Annotated in this window: 17 protein-coding genes and 1 pseudogene; 6 read left to right on the top strand and 12 right to left on the bottom strand. The window is 71.0% G+C overall.

The genetic code is table 11. The annotated features are described in order from the left end of the window. Nucleotides 1-17: 17 nt before the first annotated feature. From BLW04_RS11610 to BLW04_RS11585, 7 genes and pseudogenes are all read right to left on the bottom strand, one after another. A complete protein-coding gene (locus BLW04_RS11610) occupies nt 18-896 on the bottom strand; it encodes an HTD2 family dehydratase (RefSeq protein WP_217630998.1) in 879 nt (292 codons plus the stop codon). Beyond that, the gene (locus BLW04_RS29620; RefSeq protein WP_371327787.1) at nt 893-1,288 is read right to left on the bottom strand and encodes a CoA transferase; all 396 of its coding nucleotides are present in this window, start codon (nt 1,286-1,288) and stop codon (nt 893-895) included. Before BLW04_RS29620 ends, BLW04_RS11610 begins: the two co-directional genes overlap by 4 nt. Beyond that, nucleotides 1,287-2,102, bottom strand: a pseudogene (locus tag BLW04_RS11605) (CaiB/BaiF CoA transferase family protein); the annotation flags it as partial. The gene BLW04_RS29620 and the pseudogene BLW04_RS11605, both read right to left, overlap by 2 nt. Continuing rightward, complete coding sequence (locus BLW04_RS11600) at nt 2,074-2,952, bottom strand: HpcH/HpaI aldolase/citrate lyase family protein (protein ID WP_091540604.1); 879 nt, start codon at nt 2,950-2,952, stop codon at nt 2,074-2,076. The pseudogene BLW04_RS11605 and the gene BLW04_RS11600, both read right to left, overlap by 29 nt. A gap of 1 nt (nt 2,953) precedes the next feature. After that, nucleotides 2,954-4,111, bottom strand: coding sequence for an acyl-CoA dehydrogenase family protein (locus BLW04_RS11595; protein WP_175484017.1), 1,158 nt, complete (start codon nt 4,109-4,111; stop codon nt 2,954-2,956). Between the two features lie 72 nt (nt 4,112-4,183). Continuing rightward, entirely contained in the window at nt 4,184-5,371 is a 1,188-nt protein-coding gene (locus BLW04_RS11590) for an MmgE/PrpD family protein (protein ID WP_217630997.1), read from the bottom strand. A 95-nt stretch (nt 5,372-5,466) separates the two neighbouring features. Then, nucleotides 5,467-6,234, bottom strand: coding sequence for a GntR family transcriptional regulator (locus BLW04_RS11585; RefSeq protein WP_091540725.1), 768 nt, complete (start codon nt 6,232-6,234; stop codon nt 5,467-5,469). A gap of 326 nt (nt 6,235-6,560) precedes the next feature. On the opposite strand from BLW04_RS11585, the gene BLW04_RS11580 reads away from it, so the two are divergent. The 3 genes from BLW04_RS11580 (at nt 6,561) to BLW04_RS11570 (ending at nt 9,486) form a co-directional block, all read left to right on the top strand. Next, complete coding sequence (locus BLW04_RS11580) at nt 6,561-7,574, top strand: DctP family TRAP transporter solute-binding subunit (protein WP_175484016.1); 1,014 nt, start codon at nt 6,561-6,563, stop codon at nt 7,572-7,574. 74 nt (nt 7,575-7,648) lie between these two features. Beyond that, a complete protein-coding gene (locus BLW04_RS11575; protein ID WP_091540596.1) occupies nt 7,649-8,203 on the top strand; it encodes a TRAP transporter small permease in 555 nt (184 codons plus the stop codon). After that, on the top strand, nt 8,200-9,486 hold the full coding sequence (locus BLW04_RS11570) for a TRAP transporter large permease (protein WP_091540593.1): 1,287 nt from the start codon (nt 8,200-8,202) through the stop codon (nt 9,484-9,486). The genes BLW04_RS11575 and BLW04_RS11570 overlap by 4 nt, the downstream gene beginning before the upstream one ends. 21 nt (nt 9,487-9,507) lie before the next feature. Here BLW04_RS11570 and BLW04_RS11565 read toward each other — a convergent pair whose 3' ends face one another. Continuing rightward, nucleotides 9,508-10,425 (bottom strand): LysR family transcriptional regulator, encoded by a 918-nt coding sequence (locus BLW04_RS11565; RefSeq protein WP_091540589.1) that lies wholly within the window; start codon nt 10,423-10,425, stop codon nt 9,508-9,510. Nucleotides 10,426-10,490: 65 nt separating this feature from the next. On the opposite strand from BLW04_RS11565, the gene BLW04_RS11560 reads away from it, so the two are divergent. Beyond that, nucleotides 10,491-11,765 carry an MFS transporter gene (locus BLW04_RS11560; protein WP_091540586.1) on the top strand — a complete coding sequence of 425 codons (1,275 nt, stop codon included), beginning with the start codon at nt 10,491-10,493 and terminating at the stop codon, nt 11,763-11,765. Nucleotides 11,766-11,770: 5 nt separating this feature from the next. Here the strand turns inward: BLW04_RS11560 and BLW04_RS11555 are convergent, their stop codons facing one another. The 3 genes from BLW04_RS11555 to BLW04_RS11545 are packed head-to-tail and all read right to left on the bottom strand — an operon-like array spanning nt 11,771 to nt 14,756. Next, nucleotides 11,771-12,847 (bottom strand): tartrate dehydrogenase, encoded by a 1,077-nt coding sequence (locus BLW04_RS11555; protein WP_091540583.1) that lies wholly within the window; start codon nt 12,845-12,847, stop codon nt 11,771-11,773. Nucleotides 12,848-12,904: 57 nt separating this feature from the next. Then, the gene (locus BLW04_RS11550; protein ID WP_091540581.1) at nt 12,905-13,597 is read right to left on the bottom strand and encodes a GntR family transcriptional regulator; all 693 of its coding nucleotides are present in this window, start codon (nt 13,595-13,597) and stop codon (nt 12,905-12,907) included. Between the two features lie 19 nt (nt 13,598-13,616). After that, nucleotides 13,617-14,756: a CaiB/BaiF CoA transferase family protein gene (locus tag BLW04_RS11545; protein WP_254781374.1), complete on the bottom strand. Its 1,140-nt coding sequence runs from the start codon at nt 14,754-14,756 to the stop codon at nt 13,617-13,619. A 232-nt stretch (nt 14,757-14,988) separates the two neighbouring features. Between BLW04_RS11545 and BLW04_RS11540 the strand changes: the two genes are divergently transcribed. Both BLW04_RS11540 and BLW04_RS11535 read left to right on the top strand, forming a co-directional pair. Beyond that, nucleotides 14,989-15,828, top strand: coding sequence for a fumarate hydratase (locus BLW04_RS11540; protein ID WP_091540575.1), 840 nt, complete (start codon nt 14,989-14,991; stop codon nt 15,826-15,828). Then, nucleotides 15,825-16,397 (top strand): Fe-S-containing hydro-lyase, encoded by a 573-nt coding sequence (locus BLW04_RS11535; RefSeq protein WP_091540572.1) that lies wholly within the window; start codon nt 15,825-15,827, stop codon nt 16,395-16,397. The genes BLW04_RS11540 and BLW04_RS11535 overlap by 4 nt, the downstream gene beginning before the upstream one ends. A gap of 34 nt (nt 16,398-16,431) precedes the next feature. On the opposite strand, the gene BLW04_RS11530 is transcribed toward BLW04_RS11535, so the two are convergent. After that, a complete protein-coding gene (locus tag BLW04_RS11530) occupies nt 16,432-16,848 on the bottom strand; it encodes a carboxymuconolactone decarboxylase family protein (protein ID WP_217630996.1) in 417 nt (138 codons plus the stop codon).

Here is a 16,848-nt window from a genome sequence, read left to right as displayed (position 1 = left end):
GGGGGCCGCCGAGTGTGTCACCGGGTGATCGCGGCGGGCGCGGGACGGACGTCCTCGAGGGGCTCCAGCGTGGCTGTCGCGGTGGTCCGACCTCGGCCGTCCTGCACGCGGGCGGACCGCTGTCCGTCGAGGACCCGCGAGGTGACGGTCAGCCGCTGCGCTCCGAACGTCGGCGCGACCAGCCGGTAGGCGAACACCGTCCCCTCCAGCGGGACGCCGGAGCGGCGGAAGCACTCGCCCATCAGCAGCGCCTTCAGGGGTCCGTGCACCACCAGGCCGGGATAGCCCTCCTCGGCCGCGTACGTCGCGTCGTAGTGGATCCGGTGCGCGTTGTAGGTCAGCGCGGAGAAGCGGAACAGGACCACCGGGTCGACCGGCATCTCCAGCCGTCCCTCCGGCGCCGGCTCGTCGGCCTGCGGTGCCGCAGCCGCGCGGGGCTGCGCCGGAGGACCGGCGAGGCGGTACACGATGTCCTGCTCGTCGGTAATGGCCAGCCGGCCGTCCTGCTCGACGTCCGACCGCACCGTCGCCAGCGTCATGGGCCCCGACGCGCCCACCTTGTCGACCTCGCGGGCCAGCCGGGTGGTGCGCACCGCGGGCCGCCCGAACTCGAGCGCCGAGTACGTCGACACCCGGCCACCGCCGAACATGCGCAGCCGCCCGGGCCCGGGTGGGGCCGGTATGCCGTGCGTCGGGTGACCGTCCGGGCCCAGATCGCTCTGCCGGCGACGCTCGAGCAGGTACGTCCAGTGCCACAACGCCGGGAGGCCCTGCTCGGCCGAGGGCGCCGCGATGTCCAGCACCCCGGCCAGGGCCTCGGCCGGCTCCCGGGTGATGAGCTCGGTGCGTGCGCTGCTCTCCGGCTCAGCCGGCTGCACCATGGCGCTCGTCGTCATGACTGCTCCTGTCTGCGCGTCCGGTCGCGCCCAGAGGCGAACTCCGCACGGATGGCGTCAGTGTGTTGCCCGATGGCCGGCACCGGCCCCATGGCGGACTCCCGTCCGGGGACGGTGACCGGCGGGAGGAGTGAACGGAGTGGGCCGACCGGGGAGTCGACATCCCGCCAGCGATCGCGGGCTTCGAGCTGGGGGTGCTCGGCGAACTCGGCCATCGTCCGCAGGCGTGCGTTTGCGATGCCCACCTCGTCGAGGCGCTCGGTGACCTGGTCGGCGGTCAGCTGCGCCAGCGCCGCCTCGAGCAGCGTACTGAGCTCGGCGGTTGTTGGCGACCCGGCGGGAGTTGCGGACGAAGCGCGGATCCTCGGCCAGGTCCGGCCGGGCCAGCACATCGGTGCACAGCGCCGCCCACTCCCGCTCGTTCTGCACCCCGATGAACACCTGGGCGCCGCCCCCGGCCCGGTACGGCCCGTAGGGGGCGATGGACGCGTGGCGGGCGCCGGTACGCGGCGGCGGCGAGCCCCCGTAGCGGGCGTAGAAGTACGGCTGGCCCATCCACTCACCCAACGCGTCGAGCATCGCCACCTCGAAGCTCGTGCCGGCGCCGGTCCGCTCCCGCTCGTACAGCGCGGTCAGCACACCGGTGAAGGCGTACATGCCGGCGGAGATGTCGGCGACCGACGCACCGGCCTTCGCCGGCGACCCGGGCGTTCCGGTCACCGACAGGAACCCCGCCTCGCACTGGACGAGCAGGTCATAGGCCTTCTTGCTGCGATAGGGCCCGTCGGAGCCGTAGCCGGAGATGGAGCAGGTGATCAGCCGTGGGTGCCGGTCGCGGAGGGTCTCCTGGTCCAGGCCGAGACGAGCCGTCGCCCCGGGCAGCAGGTTCTGCACGAACACGTCGGCTTCGGCCAGCATCGCGTCCAGCACCGCCCGGTCGTCGGGGTCCTTGATGTCCAGGGCGACGCTCTCCTTGCCCCGGTTCAGCCACACGAAGTAGCTGGACATCCCCTCGACCGTCTCGTCGTAGCCGCGGGCGAAGTCGCCGACCCCGGGCCGCTCCACCTTGAGCACGCGAGCTCCCAGGTCGGCCAGTTGCCGGGTGGCGAACGGGGCTGCCACCGCTTGCTCCAAGGCGACGACGGTGATCCCGGTCAACGGCAGCACGGTGCACTCCTCATATCGTGGGGGGACTGTCCGGCGCATCGGAGCCGGAATCGGAGCCGGCCCGCCGCAACACCCGCCAGGCGTGCTCGAGGACCGGCCGGTCGATCATCTGCCCACCGATCCGCGCGGCAGACCCGCCGGCGGCGGCAGCCAGCACCTCGCGGGCGTGCCGGACGTCGGCGTCGCTGGGCCGGAAACCCGCGTTGACGGCGCTCACCTGCTTCGGGTGCACACACAGCTTGCCGCCGAAGCCGACGCCGACGGCAGCGGCGGTGTCCGATCCGATGGCCGACGGGTCGTCGAGCTCCCGCGTGACGCCGTCCACCGGCGCCGGGAGGCCCGCGACCCGGCAGGCCAGCACCAGCGCGGAGCGCGCGAACAGCAGCGGCAGTGCGGCGTCCTCCGCGCCCAGGTCAAGGGCGAGATCGACCGAACCGAAGGCCAGTCGCGCCACCCCAGGCGTCGCGGCCAGCCGGTGGACGCGGTGCACGCCCAGTGCGGTCTCGACCAGTCCCACCACGGCGGTGCCCGGTCCCAGGCGTTCGCTCAGCGCGGTCAGCCGCCGCGGGTCCTCCGCCTTGGGCACCATCACGGCGACCAGGCCGGGCGCGCCGGCGAGCGCAGCGACGTCCGCGTCGTGGAACGGCGTCCCGTGCGCGTTGATCCGCACGCAGCCCACCCCGCCACCGGCGAGCCAGCGGGCGACCTCGCCGCGGGCCGGCGCCTTGGCGTCCACGCCGACGGCGTCCTCGAGGTCGCACACCACCAGATCGGCTCCACTCGCCACCGCCTTGCCGAAGCGGTCGGGACGGTCTCCGGGGACGAACAGCCAGGAGCACGCGCTCCGTGCATCCGGACGTCCGGAACCCTGGTCAGCGGCCTGGCTCATGTCACGGGGCCACGCTGTTGCGGCTGACCAGCTGGCGCGCGATGACATTCCGCTGGATCTCGTTCGTGCCCTCGCCGACGATCATGAGCGGGGCATCCCGGAAATAGCGCTCGACGTCGAACTCGGTCGAATATCCGTAGCCACCGTGGATGCGGATCGCGTCCAGCGCGATCTGCATGGCCGTCTCGGAGGCGAAGAGCTTCGCCATCCCGGCCTCCATGTCGGCCCGCTCTCCCGCCTCGAACCGCCGGGCGGCGTAGAGCACCAACTGCCGCGCTGCGATCAGCTTGGTCGCCATGTCGGCGAGGTAGTTCCCGATCGACTGGTGCTTCCAGATAGGTTTGCCGAAGCTCTCCCGCTCCTGGGCGTACCGCAAGGCGTCTTCCAGAGCAGCGCGGCCGACGCCGAGGGCCCGCGAGGCGACCTGGATCCGGCCGATCTCCAGCCCGCGCATCATCTGCGAGAACCCACGGCCCTCATGGTCGCCGAGCAGCGCGCTCGTCGGGGTGCGGTAGTCGTCGAAGGAGAGCTCGCAGCTCTCCACACCCTTGTAGCCCAGCTTCGGCAGGTCGCGGGAGACCGTGAAGCCCGGGCCCTTCTCCACCAGCAGGATGCTGATGCCCGAGTGGGCGGGGACGGCGGCCGGGTCGGTCTTGCAGAGCAGGGCCACCAACCCGGACGTACGGGCGTTCGTGATCCACGTCTTCCCCCCGTTGACGACGTACTCGTCGCCGGCCCGCGTCGCGGTGGTGCGCATGGCCTGCAGGTCCGAGCCGCCGCCGGGCTCGGTCAACGCCATCGTGGCGCGCAGCTCGCCGGTCGCCATCCGGGGCAGGTAGGTGTCCTTCTGCTCCTGCGTCCCGTGATCGAGGATGAGCTTGGCCACCACGGTGTGCCCGCCCATGGCGCCGGCCAGGCTCATCCAGCCCCGGGCGAGCTCCTCGGTTACCAGCGCGTAACAGGGGGCGCTCACCCGGACCTCGCCCCACGGCTCGGGGATCGCCAGGCCGAAGATGCCCAGCTGCTTCATCTGCTCGATGAGCGCCTCGGGGTAGGTGTTCGTGTGGTCCAGCTCCTGGACCACCGGCTTCACCGCCCGGTCGACGAAGTCCCGCACGGTCTCGACGATCGCCTGTTCTTCCTCGGTCAGCCCTTCCACGGGGCCCCTCCCTCGGTTCGTTGCGTCCTTTGGTGCACTGCGGCCGTTTCGATGGTTCGGCCTCGCGCGGGGTCAGACGTGGTCGCGCAGGAGCTGCCCGGCGGTCGACCACTCGATCGACTCGGGCTCCAGACCGGAGCCGGCCAGGCATTCCCGCACCTTGCGCAGCAGTTCCTCGTGCGTCGGAGGGCGCTGGGGCGACCCCGGCGGGAACTGCTGCGAGGCGCGCAGCACCTCGTCCCCCACGTGGACCTCCGCGTCGAACTCCCCGGCCAGCAGCCAGTCCCCGCCGTCGCCCAGTTCGATCTGGACCAGCTCGACCAGCCGCTGCGCCGCCGGCCGCTGGACGGCCTCGTCGGTGAAACTCCAGAACCCCGCGTAGTCATCGAGCAGGGCCGTGGCCGCGGCGTACTCCATGCTGAACTTGGCCTGGAGCCCGGTGACGGGACGGTGGTGGCTCAGCGGCGTGACGGTGCCCTTCGGCGTCCGCACGACGATCCGGCGCACCTCGGCCGGGTCCACCCCGCCCGCGCGGAGCGCGGACAGCGCGCTGATCGGGCGCTGCAGGGCGTAGCAGCAGGGGAACACCTTGATGGCCAGGCCGCCCGGGACCGCCGGGCCGCCCATGTCGAGGCTGCTCGGGTCGCCGCCGGCCAGCTCCAACCAGCCGTCGAGGGCCCGCGGGTCGGCCGTGGCGCCGGCTGCGGCCAGGCGAGCCGCCCGGACGCCGGCGTCGGCGGCGAAGCCGACCTGCAGGGACTTCGCATCGGTGCCGAAGGCGCGCTGCACCCCGCCCGCCGCCGGGACTGCCAGGGCCATCGCGGTGGCCAGCCGCTCGGCGTCGAGACCGAGGGCCACGCCGGCCGACACAGCCGCGGCCGGCGCGCCGGCCGTCGTGGTGGCATGCCAGCCGGCGCTGTAGTGCGCCCAGCCCAGCGCGCGGCCGATCCGGGCCATCACCCCCGCACCGGCCAGGTAGGCCCGGGCCCCACCGCCGGTCGCCAGGACGGCCGGGACACAGACGGTGCTGATGTGCGTCGTCGACTCCATGTGCAGGTCGTCGAAGTCCAGGACGTGGGCCGCGGTGGCCCAGCGCGCGGCCTCCGAGACGCCGAGGGCGCGGCCGACGACGGGCTCGGCGCGGGCGGCGACGGCGACGGCGACGGTGTCCACGAGCGCTCGGTCCGCCAGCGCGAGGTCCTCGGCGGTCGGATCGAGGTCAGCAGCCCAGGTGGCGAGCTCGCTGGCAAGAGAGGGCACGACGTCAGCTCCTCGGGGCGGGAGGTTCAACGGGTAATGTACGGCCATTTATTCAGCATGTGGCCGGTCCGTCAAGCGGTGACGACGACCGGACCTCAGGCGGGGCTCCGGTGCAATCGGACGCGGTAGGAGTAGCGGTCCGGGTGGAAGTGGCTGATCGCCAGCTCCACGGGTTCCCCGTCGGTGTCGAAGTACATCCGGTCAATTCGCAGGAGGGCACTGCCGGTCTCGACCTCGAGGGCGGTCGCCACGTCAGCCGGCGCCATGGCGACCGTGATGCTCTGCTCGGCGTCCCGGATCGGCCGTGGGAGTACGGCGTCGAGCAGGCCGATCAGGGTCACCCGGCTCGCGGTTCCCGCGCTCGCCAGCTCACCGACCTCGCCGAGCCGCTCGCGGACCCGCGGGGGGAGGTAGGCGACGGTGTGGGAGAAGGCCTCGCCGTGGTGCAGGCGGAGGAAGATCGTCATCGCCACGCGGTCGTCGGGCAGGCGGAGCCGCCCGGCGGCAGTCGGGTCCACCAGCGCGGTCAGGGGTTGCACGACCTGCAGTTGACTGTCGGCCGACAACGACATCAGCTCCTCGACCGAGCCGAACTGGCGCAGATAGCGCCCGGACGGGGCGGTCACGAAGGTGCCTCTGCCCGGAACTCGGAAGACCAGGTTCTCGGCGACCAGGTCGTGGAAGGCGCGCCGCACCGTCTGGCGGCTCACCGAATACCGGCGGGCGAGCTCGGCCTCGGTGGGCAGCGGCGTGTCGGCGGGGAACTCGTTCCGGTGGATCTGCGAACGGAGGTCGTTCTCCAGACGCCGGAACGCCGGCTCCGGCCGGCCCGCTCCCGCGACCCGCCTGGGCTCCTCGTACATCGCGGTTCCGATCGCAGCATCCCCCTGGCCGGGCAGCACGCCGGGTGCCGGAACCTCGACACCCGGTAGTGGGTGTGGGGGCAGTCTAGGTCGCACGACGTCGTCCCCATGCCCCATGCGGTGCCCGCGGAGACCCGGCATCGGAAGGCGGTGGTCACGTCTCGGTGTCACTTGCAGCAGGCAGCTTGACCCAGGTCACACTCCTGGGTATGAATGGCCTGCCAAATCGGGGCGCACATCCAGGGCTCAGTTCTCTCTTGCCCTGAGCCCGTCGACGACGGAGGAAATACATGATGCGACGACGGAGTCGTGCCACGAGCGTTGCCGTGCTCGGGCTGAGCGCGGTGCTCGCACTGAGCGCCTGTGGCGGCGCACGCAGTAGTGGGAGCGGTGGTGGCGGAGGCGAGGATCAGACCTTCACGATCAAGTTCTCCCACGTGGTGGCCCCCAAGACTCCGAAGGGTCAGGCCGCCGAGAAGTTCAAGGAGCTCGTCGAGGAGAAGTCCGACGGGAAGATCACCGTCGACGTCTTCCCCAACTCCGAGCTCTACGGGGACAAGGACGAACTGCAGGCGCTGCAGTCCAACAGCGTGCAGGTCCTGGCGCCCGCCAGCGCGAAGTTCACCACGCTGGCCCCGGCGCTGCAGGTGCTCGACCTGCCGTTCCTGTTCGACAGCGTCGACGACATCCCCAAGGTCGTATCCCCGGACACCCCCGCCGGGAAGGCCATCTTCGAGAACCAGGCCCTGGCCGACAACAACATCAAGGTCCTCGGTCTGTGGGACAACGGCCTCAAGCAGCTGTCCTCGAACACGGAGATGCGCACGCCGGCCGACCTCCAGGGGCTGAGCTTCCGCATCCAGCCCTCCGACGTGCTGGCCGCCCAGTTCTCCGCATGGGGCGCCAACAGCACGCCACTGGCCTTCTCCGAGGTCTTCAACGCCCTGCAGCAGGGGGTTATCGATGGCCAGGAGAATCCGTACTCCAACATCGAGTCGCAGAACATGCACACGGTGCAGACGAACATCACCGAGTCCAACCACGGTTACATCGGCTACGTGCTGGTGATCAACAACGACTTCCTCAACAGCCTCCCGGATGATCTCCAGCAGGTCGTGCAGGATTCGGCCGACGAGGCGAGTGACTACAACCGCAAGATCGCCGCGCAGCTCAACCAGGACGCGAAGAAGACGATCGAGGACGCGGGGACGACCCAGATCCTCAAGCTGACCGACCAGGAGCGGCAGGCCTTCAAGGACGCCGTCGTCCCGGCGGTGTGGGATCAGTACCGCGACGTGATCGATTCTGACCTGATCGACTCGCTGCTCGCACAGAAGTAACCGGACCCAGGGCTCATCCGCGGGGGGCGGCGCTGCGGCGCCGCCCCCCGCGGTGCTTCGTGACAGGAGATCGGATGTCCCGGCTCGACAAGATACTGACCGCCATCGAGAACGCGCTGGCCATGACGGCGCTGGGGCTGGCCACGGCGATCGCAGTGAGCGCGGTGCTGCTGCGCTTCTTCTTCAACGTCTTCTTCTCCTGGTCGGAGGAGGCGATCATCTATCTGATCATCTACTCGACTTTCCTGGGCGCCGTCATCACCCTGCGGCACAACGAGCACGTGAGCGTCGACGTCCTGCTCATCGTGCTGAAGGGCCGCGTCCGGCGGGCCGTGGCCGTCCTCGGAGCCGTCCTGACCGCCATCTACCTGCTGGTGGTCGGGATCTACGCCTGGCTGCTCCTGTTCGAGCCGTTCTCCACCTCGACGGTCACCCCCTCGACCAAGCTGCCGCTGTGGGTGGTGGAGGCCGCCGTCCCGATCGGCTTCACGCTCATGTTCGTGCGGGCGCTGGAGATCGTGTGGCGCACCGCCCGCGGCCGCACCGCGTTCGAGGAGGGCGAGGGCTCCATCCTCATGTCCGAAGCCGAGGCAACCGGCACCAAGCTCGATGGGGAGACCCGGGCATGACCGGGGCGATCATCACGCTGGTCGTCGTCCTCTTCCTGCTGCTGGCGTCATCGGCGCCCATCGCGGTCGCCCTGGGCCTGACGTCGTTCCTCTACTTCTTCTACTTCACGACCATTCCGCTCACCCAGGTGCCGGAGCGCCTGTTCAACTCACTCAACAGCTTCCCGCTCATGGCGATCCCGTTCTTCGTCCTGGCGGCCGGCATCATGAGCCGCGGCGGCATCAGCCGACGACTCATCGCCGCCGGCAACGCGATCGTCGGTGAGGTCCGCGGTGGCCTGGCGGCGACGGCTGTGCTCGCGTGCATGTTCTTCGCCGCGATCTCCGGTTCCAGCCCCGCAACGGTCGTCGCCGTCGGCACGCTGATCATCCCGGCGATGGTGAACAGCGGCTACGGCAAGAAGTTCTCCACCGGCCTGGTGGCGACGTCGGGGTCGCTGGGCATCCTGATCCCGCCGTCCATCCCGCTCATCGTCTACGGGATCGCCACCGAGGAGTCGATCGGCGACCTCTTCATCGCCGGCATCCTGCCGGGCATCATGGCCGGCTTGATGCTGCTGCTGCTGGTCTTCGTCATCTCCCGCCGGCGCAACCTCGGCGTGGTCGACGAGAGCCAACGCATGACCCGGTCGGACAAACTGCGTGCCCTGCGGGACGCGGTGCTCAGCCTGGCCCTGCCCGGGATCGTGCTCGGTGGCATCTACGGCGGCGTCTTCACCCCCACCGAGGCGGCCGCGGTCGCGGTCGCCTATGCCCTGATCCTGGCCCTGGGCATCTACCGGGAGCTGAGCATCAAAGACCTCGGGGAGGTGCTGCTGAGGTCGACCCGTACGTCAGCGATGATCATGTTCATCATCGCGAACGGGATCTTGTTCTCCTTCGTGCTGACGTCGGAACGTATCCCGGGGCAGATCACCGAGCTGTTCCTGGGTTACAACCTCAACACCTTCACGTTCCTGCTCCTGGTCAACATCCTGCTGCTCATCGCGGGCGCCTTCATGGAGACCTCGAGCGCGATCCTCATCATCGCGCCGATCCTCCTGCCGATCGCCCTGACGCTCGGCGTGAACCCCATCCACCTCGGGGTGATCATGGTGATGAACCTGGAGATCGGCATGGTGACGCCGCCACTGGGGCTGAACCTGTTCGTGGCCAGCGGCATCTCGAAGATGAGCGTGCTGCAGGTCGCCCGGGCAGCCATGCCCAGCGCTCTGGTCCTGTTGGTGGCGCTCGCGCTGGTGACCTACCTGCCGTTCATCTCGTTGGCACTGCTCGGCCAGTAGCCGATCGCGGGGGTGCCCTGCTCAGTTCCGGAGCAGGGCACCCCCGCGGTCGATGAGGAACTCCCGGAACAGCGTCACCGGTGGCGTCTCCGGCCGGTCCCGGGGCCACACGACCCCGATCGTGCGGGCCGCCTCGGGAGTGACCGGGAGCTCGATCGTGCCGGGCGGGAGGCGGCCGGGCTCCCGGGGAAGCAACGCCAGCCCGAGACCGGCGGCCACCAACCCGCGGACGGTGTCGATGTCGTCGCCCTGGAAGGTCAGCTGCGGGGTGAACCCGGCCCCGTTGCACCACTCGTCGGTGATCCTGCGGATCCCGTACCCCGGCTTGAGTCCGACGAACGACTCCTGCGCAAGCTCGGCGAGCGAGACCCTCTGCCGCCGGGCCAGCGGATGGCCGGCCGGCACCAGGCAGATCAGCCGCTGGTCACTCAGCGGCCGCGTCGACAGATCGGGATCCGCGGGCATCGGTGAGGTGAGGCAGACGTCGATGGTGCCCGCGTGCAGTCGGGTCAGCATCGTGTCGTGCGCCTCCTGGTGGAGCTCGAAGCGGATCCCAGGATTGCGCGCGCGGAACTCCTGCAGCAGACGCGGGACCACGACCGGGCCGAGGGTGTGCACGAAGCCCAGATCGACCCGCCCACGGCCGGGGTCGGCGTCCAGCAGAACCTGCCGCAGCCCGAGGTTCAGCTCCGCCACGGCATCGTCGACGGACCGGCGCAGTGCCTGCCCCGCCGCGGTGAGCCACACCCGACGGCCGGAGCGCACCAGCAGCGCGATGCCGAGTTCCTGCTCGAGTCGGGCCATCCGCCGGCTCAGCGTCGGCTGGGGTATGCCGAGCTCCTCCGCGGCCCGCGTCACGTGCAGTTCGCGCGCCAGGACGGCGAACTCCACGAGGCGCGGAGCGATGGTCGCGACGGGGCCACCGGCCGCTTCATACACGACTGCATGCTAATGCGCTGACCGATGCATTGGACGTGCGGAGCGTCCGTCTCTACCGTCGATGCGTGACCGAGCAGGGCAGTGCGGCGGCGATGGCGGCGGCCGCGTCTCCCCGCCCCGCGGCGACGGAGCGGGGCTTCGTCCGCGGCAGCGCGGGATACCGGCGCGCGAGCGCGGCGCAGGCGGTGGCCGGCGCGGGGACCTTCGTCTCGTTGTACTCGGTGCAGGCCCTGCTGCCCCTTGTGGCGGCGGACTTCGACGTCAACCCCAGCACCGCCAGCCTGACCCTGTCCGTCGCCACCGGTGCCCTGGCCCTCGGACTGATACCGGCCAGCGCCGCCGCCAGGCGCTGGGGACTGGGACGGGTCGTCCGCATGTCCCTGCTCGCCACCGCGGTCCTGGGACTGCTGGCTCCACTTGCGCCCAGTTTCGGGGCGCTCCTGGCCGTCCGGACGCTGCAGGGCCTGCTGATGGCGGGCGTGCCCGCGCTCGGGATGGCATACCTCGGGCGTGAGATCCATGCCGGGTCGCTGGGTTCCGCGATGGGGCTGCTCGTGGCCGGCAACACCCTCGGCGGGCTCACCGGGCGGGTGGTCACCAGCACGGCCGCCGATCTCGGCGGTGACTGGCGGCCCGCGATGACCGTGGCCGGCGTCCTGTCGCTGGCCTGCCTGGCGGCGTTCTGGCTGCTGCTCCCCCGCGAGTCAGGCATGAGCCACCGACCAGCCGCACCGGACTCCGGGTCGGCGTGGTCGCACGTCAGAGCGCACCTGCGCGACAGCGGACTGGTGCGGCTGTTCGCCATCAGCTTCCTGATCATGTCCGCGTTCATCACCGTCTACAACTACCTGGCCTTCAGGCTCCTGGACGCCCCTTTCTCGCTGTCCCAGACAGTGGTGGGCCTGCTGTTCCTGGTCTACCTCGCGGGAACGGTCGCCTCCACGCTGGGCGGCCGCCTCGGTGATCGGATCGGGCGGCGCCACGTGCTGCTCGGCGGCACCCTGCTGTCGCTGGCGGCGATCCTGATGACCGTGCCGGACTCGCTGCCGGCCATCGGCGGAGGGCTGATCCTATTCACCGTCGGGTTCTTCAGTGCGCACACCGCGGCCAGCGGCTGGGTCAGCCGGCGGGCCACCAGCGGGCGAGCGCAGGCCTCGTCGCTGTACCTCCTGGCGTACTACGCGGGCAGTAGCGTGGGCGGCTGGGCGAGCGGCTTCGCCTTCGACGCGGCCGGTTGGGAAGGCGTCGTCGCCGTGGTCAGCGGGCTGATGCTGCTGGCCACCGGAATCGCCGCCTCCCTGCGCGGGCTGCCCCCGGCCGGGGCTGTGCCTGCCGGCTGAGGCGGTCAGCCGGTGCGCCGGGCCAGCCCCTCGGCCCGGTCGAGCGCCGCGCGGGTGAACTCGGCGGTGCTCGCTGTGCCGCCGAGGTCGCCGGTGCGGACTCCCTCGGCGAGGGTCCCGAAGCACGCCTCGAGCAGCTCGGCGCCGGCTTCCGGGTGTCCGAGGTGGTCCAGCATCATCGACGCTGACCAGATAGCGCCTACCGGGTTGGCCACGCCCTTGCCGGCGATGTCCGGCGCCGAACCGTGCACCGGCTCGAACATGGACGGGAACTCCCGTTCCGGGTTCAGGTTCGCGGCCGGGGCCACGCCGATGCTCCCGGCCACCGCAGCGGCCAGGTCGCTGAGGATGTCACCGAACAGGTTGGACCCGACGATGACGTCGAATTTCGTGGGATCGAGCACCAGCTTGGCCGCCAGGGCATCGATGTGCTCCTGGTCGGTGCGCACCGACGGATGCCGGTCCGCCGCCTCCGCCACCAGTTCGTCCCAGAAGGGCATGGTGTGCACGATCCCGTTGGACTTCGTGGCCGAGGTCAGATGACCGCCGCGCGCCTCGGCGAGCGTGTAGGCGTACTCCACGACCCGGGTGACCCCGACGCGGGTGAACACCGCCTGCTGCACGGCCAGCTCGTCGGGGAACCCGCGGTTGAACCGGCCACCGACCTCGGAGTACTCGCCCTCGACGTTCTCGCGGACGACGACCAGGTCGACCTCGCCCGGTTCTGCGCGGCGCAGTGGGCTGGGAACCCCGTCCAGCACCTTGATCGGCCGCAGGTTGACGTACTGGCGGAACTGCCGGCGGATCGGGATGAGCAGACCCCAGAGCGACACGTGGTCCGGCACACCCGGCCAGCCGACCGCCCCGAGCAGGACGGCGTCATGGCCTCGGATCTGGTCGAGACCGTCAGCGGGCATCATCGCCCCCGCATGCACGTAGCGCTCGCAGGACCAGTCGAACGAGTCGTAGGTGAAGGACAACCCGTGCCGGGCGCCGACGACCTCGAGCAGGGCCTGCGCCGGCGGCAACACCTCGGTGCCGATGCCGTCGCCGGGGATGAGTGCAATGCGGTAGCCGGTCACCCTGGGAGTCCACCGGGCGAAAATGCGTGCGTCAAGGCGGACGCACTGCCGTGTTGATCACGGCGCCGGTCGGACCGGACCCGGCAGTGACGACAGGGCCGCCGCCGCTCCGGCCTCGATGTGCCCGCGGATCTCGGCCGCGACCGCCTCGGCGTCCCGGCGGCGCAGTGCCGCGACGATCCGCTCGTGCTCCGCCGCGGACTCGGCGACCCGCGCACCGAGGCTGATCGTCTGGTACGGCACGCCGTTCCAGAGCCGGTCCACGAACTCCACGAGCAGCCCCGAACCCGACGCCGCGTAGATGCGCCGGTGCAGAGCGGCGTTGAGCACGGGCACGTCGCCGGTCCGCCCCTGCTCGATGGCCGCGGTGAGGTCGGCGAGCAACTGCTCGACCTCTGCGAGGTCGGCTTCCCCGGCCCGCTCGGCGGCGAGCGCGCCGGCCATCGGCTCGAGCGCGGCGCGCAGCCGGTAGACCTCCTCGGCGCGCTTCCGGCTGTGGTCGCTGACCACCGTGCCGCGGTGGGGGCGGTGCTCGACCAGGCCCTCGGCCCGCAACTGGTACAGCGCCTCGCGCACCGGGGTGAGGCTCATGCCGAGCTCGCCGGCGAGGTCCCGGGTGATGAGCCGGGCACCGGGGGCGTATCGACCCGCGCGGATCGCCGCACGCAGCGTGGCGGCCGCCGCCTCCACCTTGGTCACCGCCGGTACGGCCTGCGCGGACTGGACGGGGTGGACGGGCTGGCGGGTCACGGCGTGGCCCCCCGGGCGGTCACGACCGTTCGCCGTCCCCGTCGTCGAGACCGAGCTCGCGCAGAATCGCAGCCGTGTGCTGGCCCGGGGTGGGGATGGGACCCATCACCGGCTCGTCGGCGTCCAGGCGCGCGGGCGGGAGGAGGGTCCGCAGCGTGCCGACCGGCGAGTCGACCTCCCGCCAGCGATCCCGGGCGGCGAGCTGCGGGTGGTCGATGAGGCCCACCACGTCGCGGAGCCGCGCATTGGCGATGCCCGCGGCCTCCAATCGGCGCAGCACCTCCTCACTCGGCACGGCGCGGAAGATCCCCTCGATAACCTCCCGCAGCGCCGCGGCGGAGGCTACCCGCCGGCTGTTGGTGGCGAACCGCTCGTCGGAGACCATCGCCGGGCGCTCCAGCACCCGTTGGCAGAAGGCTGCCCACTCCCGCTCGTTCTGGATGCCCAGGAAGACCACCCCGTCGCTGGCCTCGAAGGGGCCGTAGGGAGCGATGGCTGCGTGCGAGGCGCCCGAGCGATCCGGCTGAGTGCCGCCGTACAGGGTGAAATACATGGGAAACCCCATCCACTCCGCGAGCGCCTCCAGCATCGAGACCTCGACGGTGGCGCCCTCGCCCGACCGCTCCCGCCGCAGGAGGGCCGTCAGCACGCCGGTGTAGGCGTACATGCCGGCGGCGATGTCGGCCACGGCGATGCCGACCTTGGCCGGCGTCTCCTCGGTGCCGGTGATCGACACGAGCCCGGACTCGCACTGCACGAGCAGGTCGTAGGCCTTCTTGTCGGTGTAGGGGCCGCCTTCGCCGTAGCCGGAGATCGAGCAGTGCACCAGCCGCGGGTGACGCTGACGCAGCTGGAATGCTCCGAATCCGAGGCGCTCGGCCGCTCCCGGAGCGAGGTTCTGCACGAAGACGTCGGCGCGCGCGACCAGGTGCTCGAGGACGTTCCGGCCATGCTCGGACTTGAGGTCCAGGGCGAGGGACTCCTTGGAGCGGTTGAGCCAGACGAAGTGGCTGGACATGCCGCGGACCGTCTCGTCGTAGCCGCGGGCGAAGTCCCCCGCGCCCGGTCGTTCCACCTTGATCACCCGGGCGCCGAGATCGGCGAGCTGTCGGGTGGCGAAGGGGGCCGCGACGGCCTGCTCGAGCGAGACGACCGTCATGCCCTCCAGCGGCCGCATCAGCGTGCCCCCGGCACGCCGAGCTCTGGCAGGTCCCGTGGCGTCGTCATCGTCGTCCTCTCCCCCAGGCATCGTCCGCCCGCGATGTTCGATTAAATATTCTCCGGGTGGCACTCTCCGCAGGACGACGAGAGCATGTCAAGGCCTGCGCCGCTGCAGGCACGACCGGACCACGCTGGCACAGGTGGTCCCCGAGGGGACGGCGAGGACGCCGATGCGCACGATCGCAGCCGAGGACCTGACCGAGGCGGTGGCACAGCTGTGCATCACCGCGAACACCTGTCTGGGCGAGGACCAACTGCGCGCCCTCCGGCGCGCACGGCAGGACGAGGAGTCCGACCACGGCCGGGAGGTGCTGGACCGGCTGCTGGAGAACGCGGCCGTCTCCTGCCGCGACGGAGTGCCCTTCTGCCAGGACACCGGCTACGCCGTGCTGTTCGTCGACCACGGCGAGGACCTGCGGGTGGAGGGTGGGCTGGCCGCGGCGCTCGACGAGGGCGTCCGCCGGGGCTATGAGCGCGGGTACCTGCGCAAATCCCTGGTGCGCGGGCCGGTGGACCGGCGCAACACCGGTGACAACACACCGGCCGTGGTCTACACCGACCTGGTGCCCGGGAGCCGGCTGAAGATCCGCCTGCTGATCAAGGGCGCCGGCTGCGACAACATGAGCGCACTGCGGATGCTGACCCCCGCCGAGGGCGTGGAGGGGATGGTCCGGTTCGTGGTGGAGACGATCGAGCGGGCCGGGCCCAACGCCAGCCCTCCGGTGACGGTCGGGGTGGGCATCGGCGGCCCGTTCGAGCGCTCCGCCGTGCTGGCCAAGAAGGCGCTGACCCGGCCGTCCGGAGAAGCCAACCCCGATCCGCAGCTCGCGGCGCTGGAGCGGCGGCTGCTCGAGGAGATCAACGCCACCGGTGTGGGCCCGGCCGGTTACGGCGGCACCCAGACCGCGCTGGCCGTGCACGTGGAGAGCTTTCCCACCCACATCGCCGCCTTTCCGGTCGCGGTCAACCTCGACTGCCACTCCCACCGCACCCGGAGCATCGAGCTGTGAGCGCCGGGGAGGGCTTCCGGCCGGTGCGGGTGACGACCCCGCTGACCGCCGACGCCGTGGCCGGCCTGCGCACCGGGGACGTGGTCTCCATCAGCGGCACCATCTACACCGCCCGCGATGCGGCGCACGAGCGGATGGCCGAGGCCATCGCCGACGGCCGGCCGCTGCCCTTCGACGTGGCGGGTCAGGTGCTCTACTTCACCGGCCCCGCCCCCGCGCGCCCCGGCGCGGTGATCGGCAGCGCCGGACCGACCACGGCGTCGCGGATGGACGCCTGGTCCCCCCTGCTCATCGAACGCGGGCTGCGCGGCATGATCGGGAAGGGGTTGCGCTCCGACCCGGTCAAGGCGTCCATGCGACAGCACGGTTGCGTCTACTTCGGGGCCGTCGAGGGAACCGCGGCGCTGCTCGCCCAGTGCGTACGCAGCGCCGAGGTGATCGCCTACGAGGACCTGGACTCAGAGGCCGTGCGGCGACTGGTCGTGGAGGACTTCCCCGCCGTCGTCGTCAACGACGTCCACGGTGGCGACCTGTACCTGGAGGGCCGGGAACGCTGGCGTCGCTCCTGACGTCCGGCGACCACTGGGGGTGGCCGCAGGCCGGTCAGGAACCGGCGCCGCTGCCACCTTCGTGCACCTCGACGGTGGGCTCGAGGCCGTCGGCCCCGACCACCTCGCACCAGGCGTCGAAGCCGGCCTGGAACGCGACGACCCCCGCCTCGGGGAGCGAGATCTCGATGGCCTCCAGGATCTCCTGCGCGGAGACACCGAGATCGAGTGCCACCCGGATGTGGCTCTGGATGTGCCCCTTGGACGCGCGCATCACCGTGAGACTGACGATGAAGATCAGTTCCTTGGTCCTGCGGTCCAACGACCGCTGGTCCAGGTAGGCCGCGGACACCAGGCCGTTGGCCGCCTGCAGGACCGGGAAGTCGTGCTTGGCCATCTTCTTGTGGTAATCCAGGACGTAGCCGCGCGTCCGGGCCATGTCGTCGATGTAGTCCTGCGGGTCGCCGCTCAC

Source organism: Modestobacter sp. DSM 44400, from assembly GCF_900107175.1.
Taxonomy (GTDB): Bacteria; Actinomycetota; Actinomycetes; order Mycobacteriales; family Geodermatophilaceae; genus Modestobacter.
This window is presented reverse-complemented; position numbering and strand designations above follow the sequence as displayed.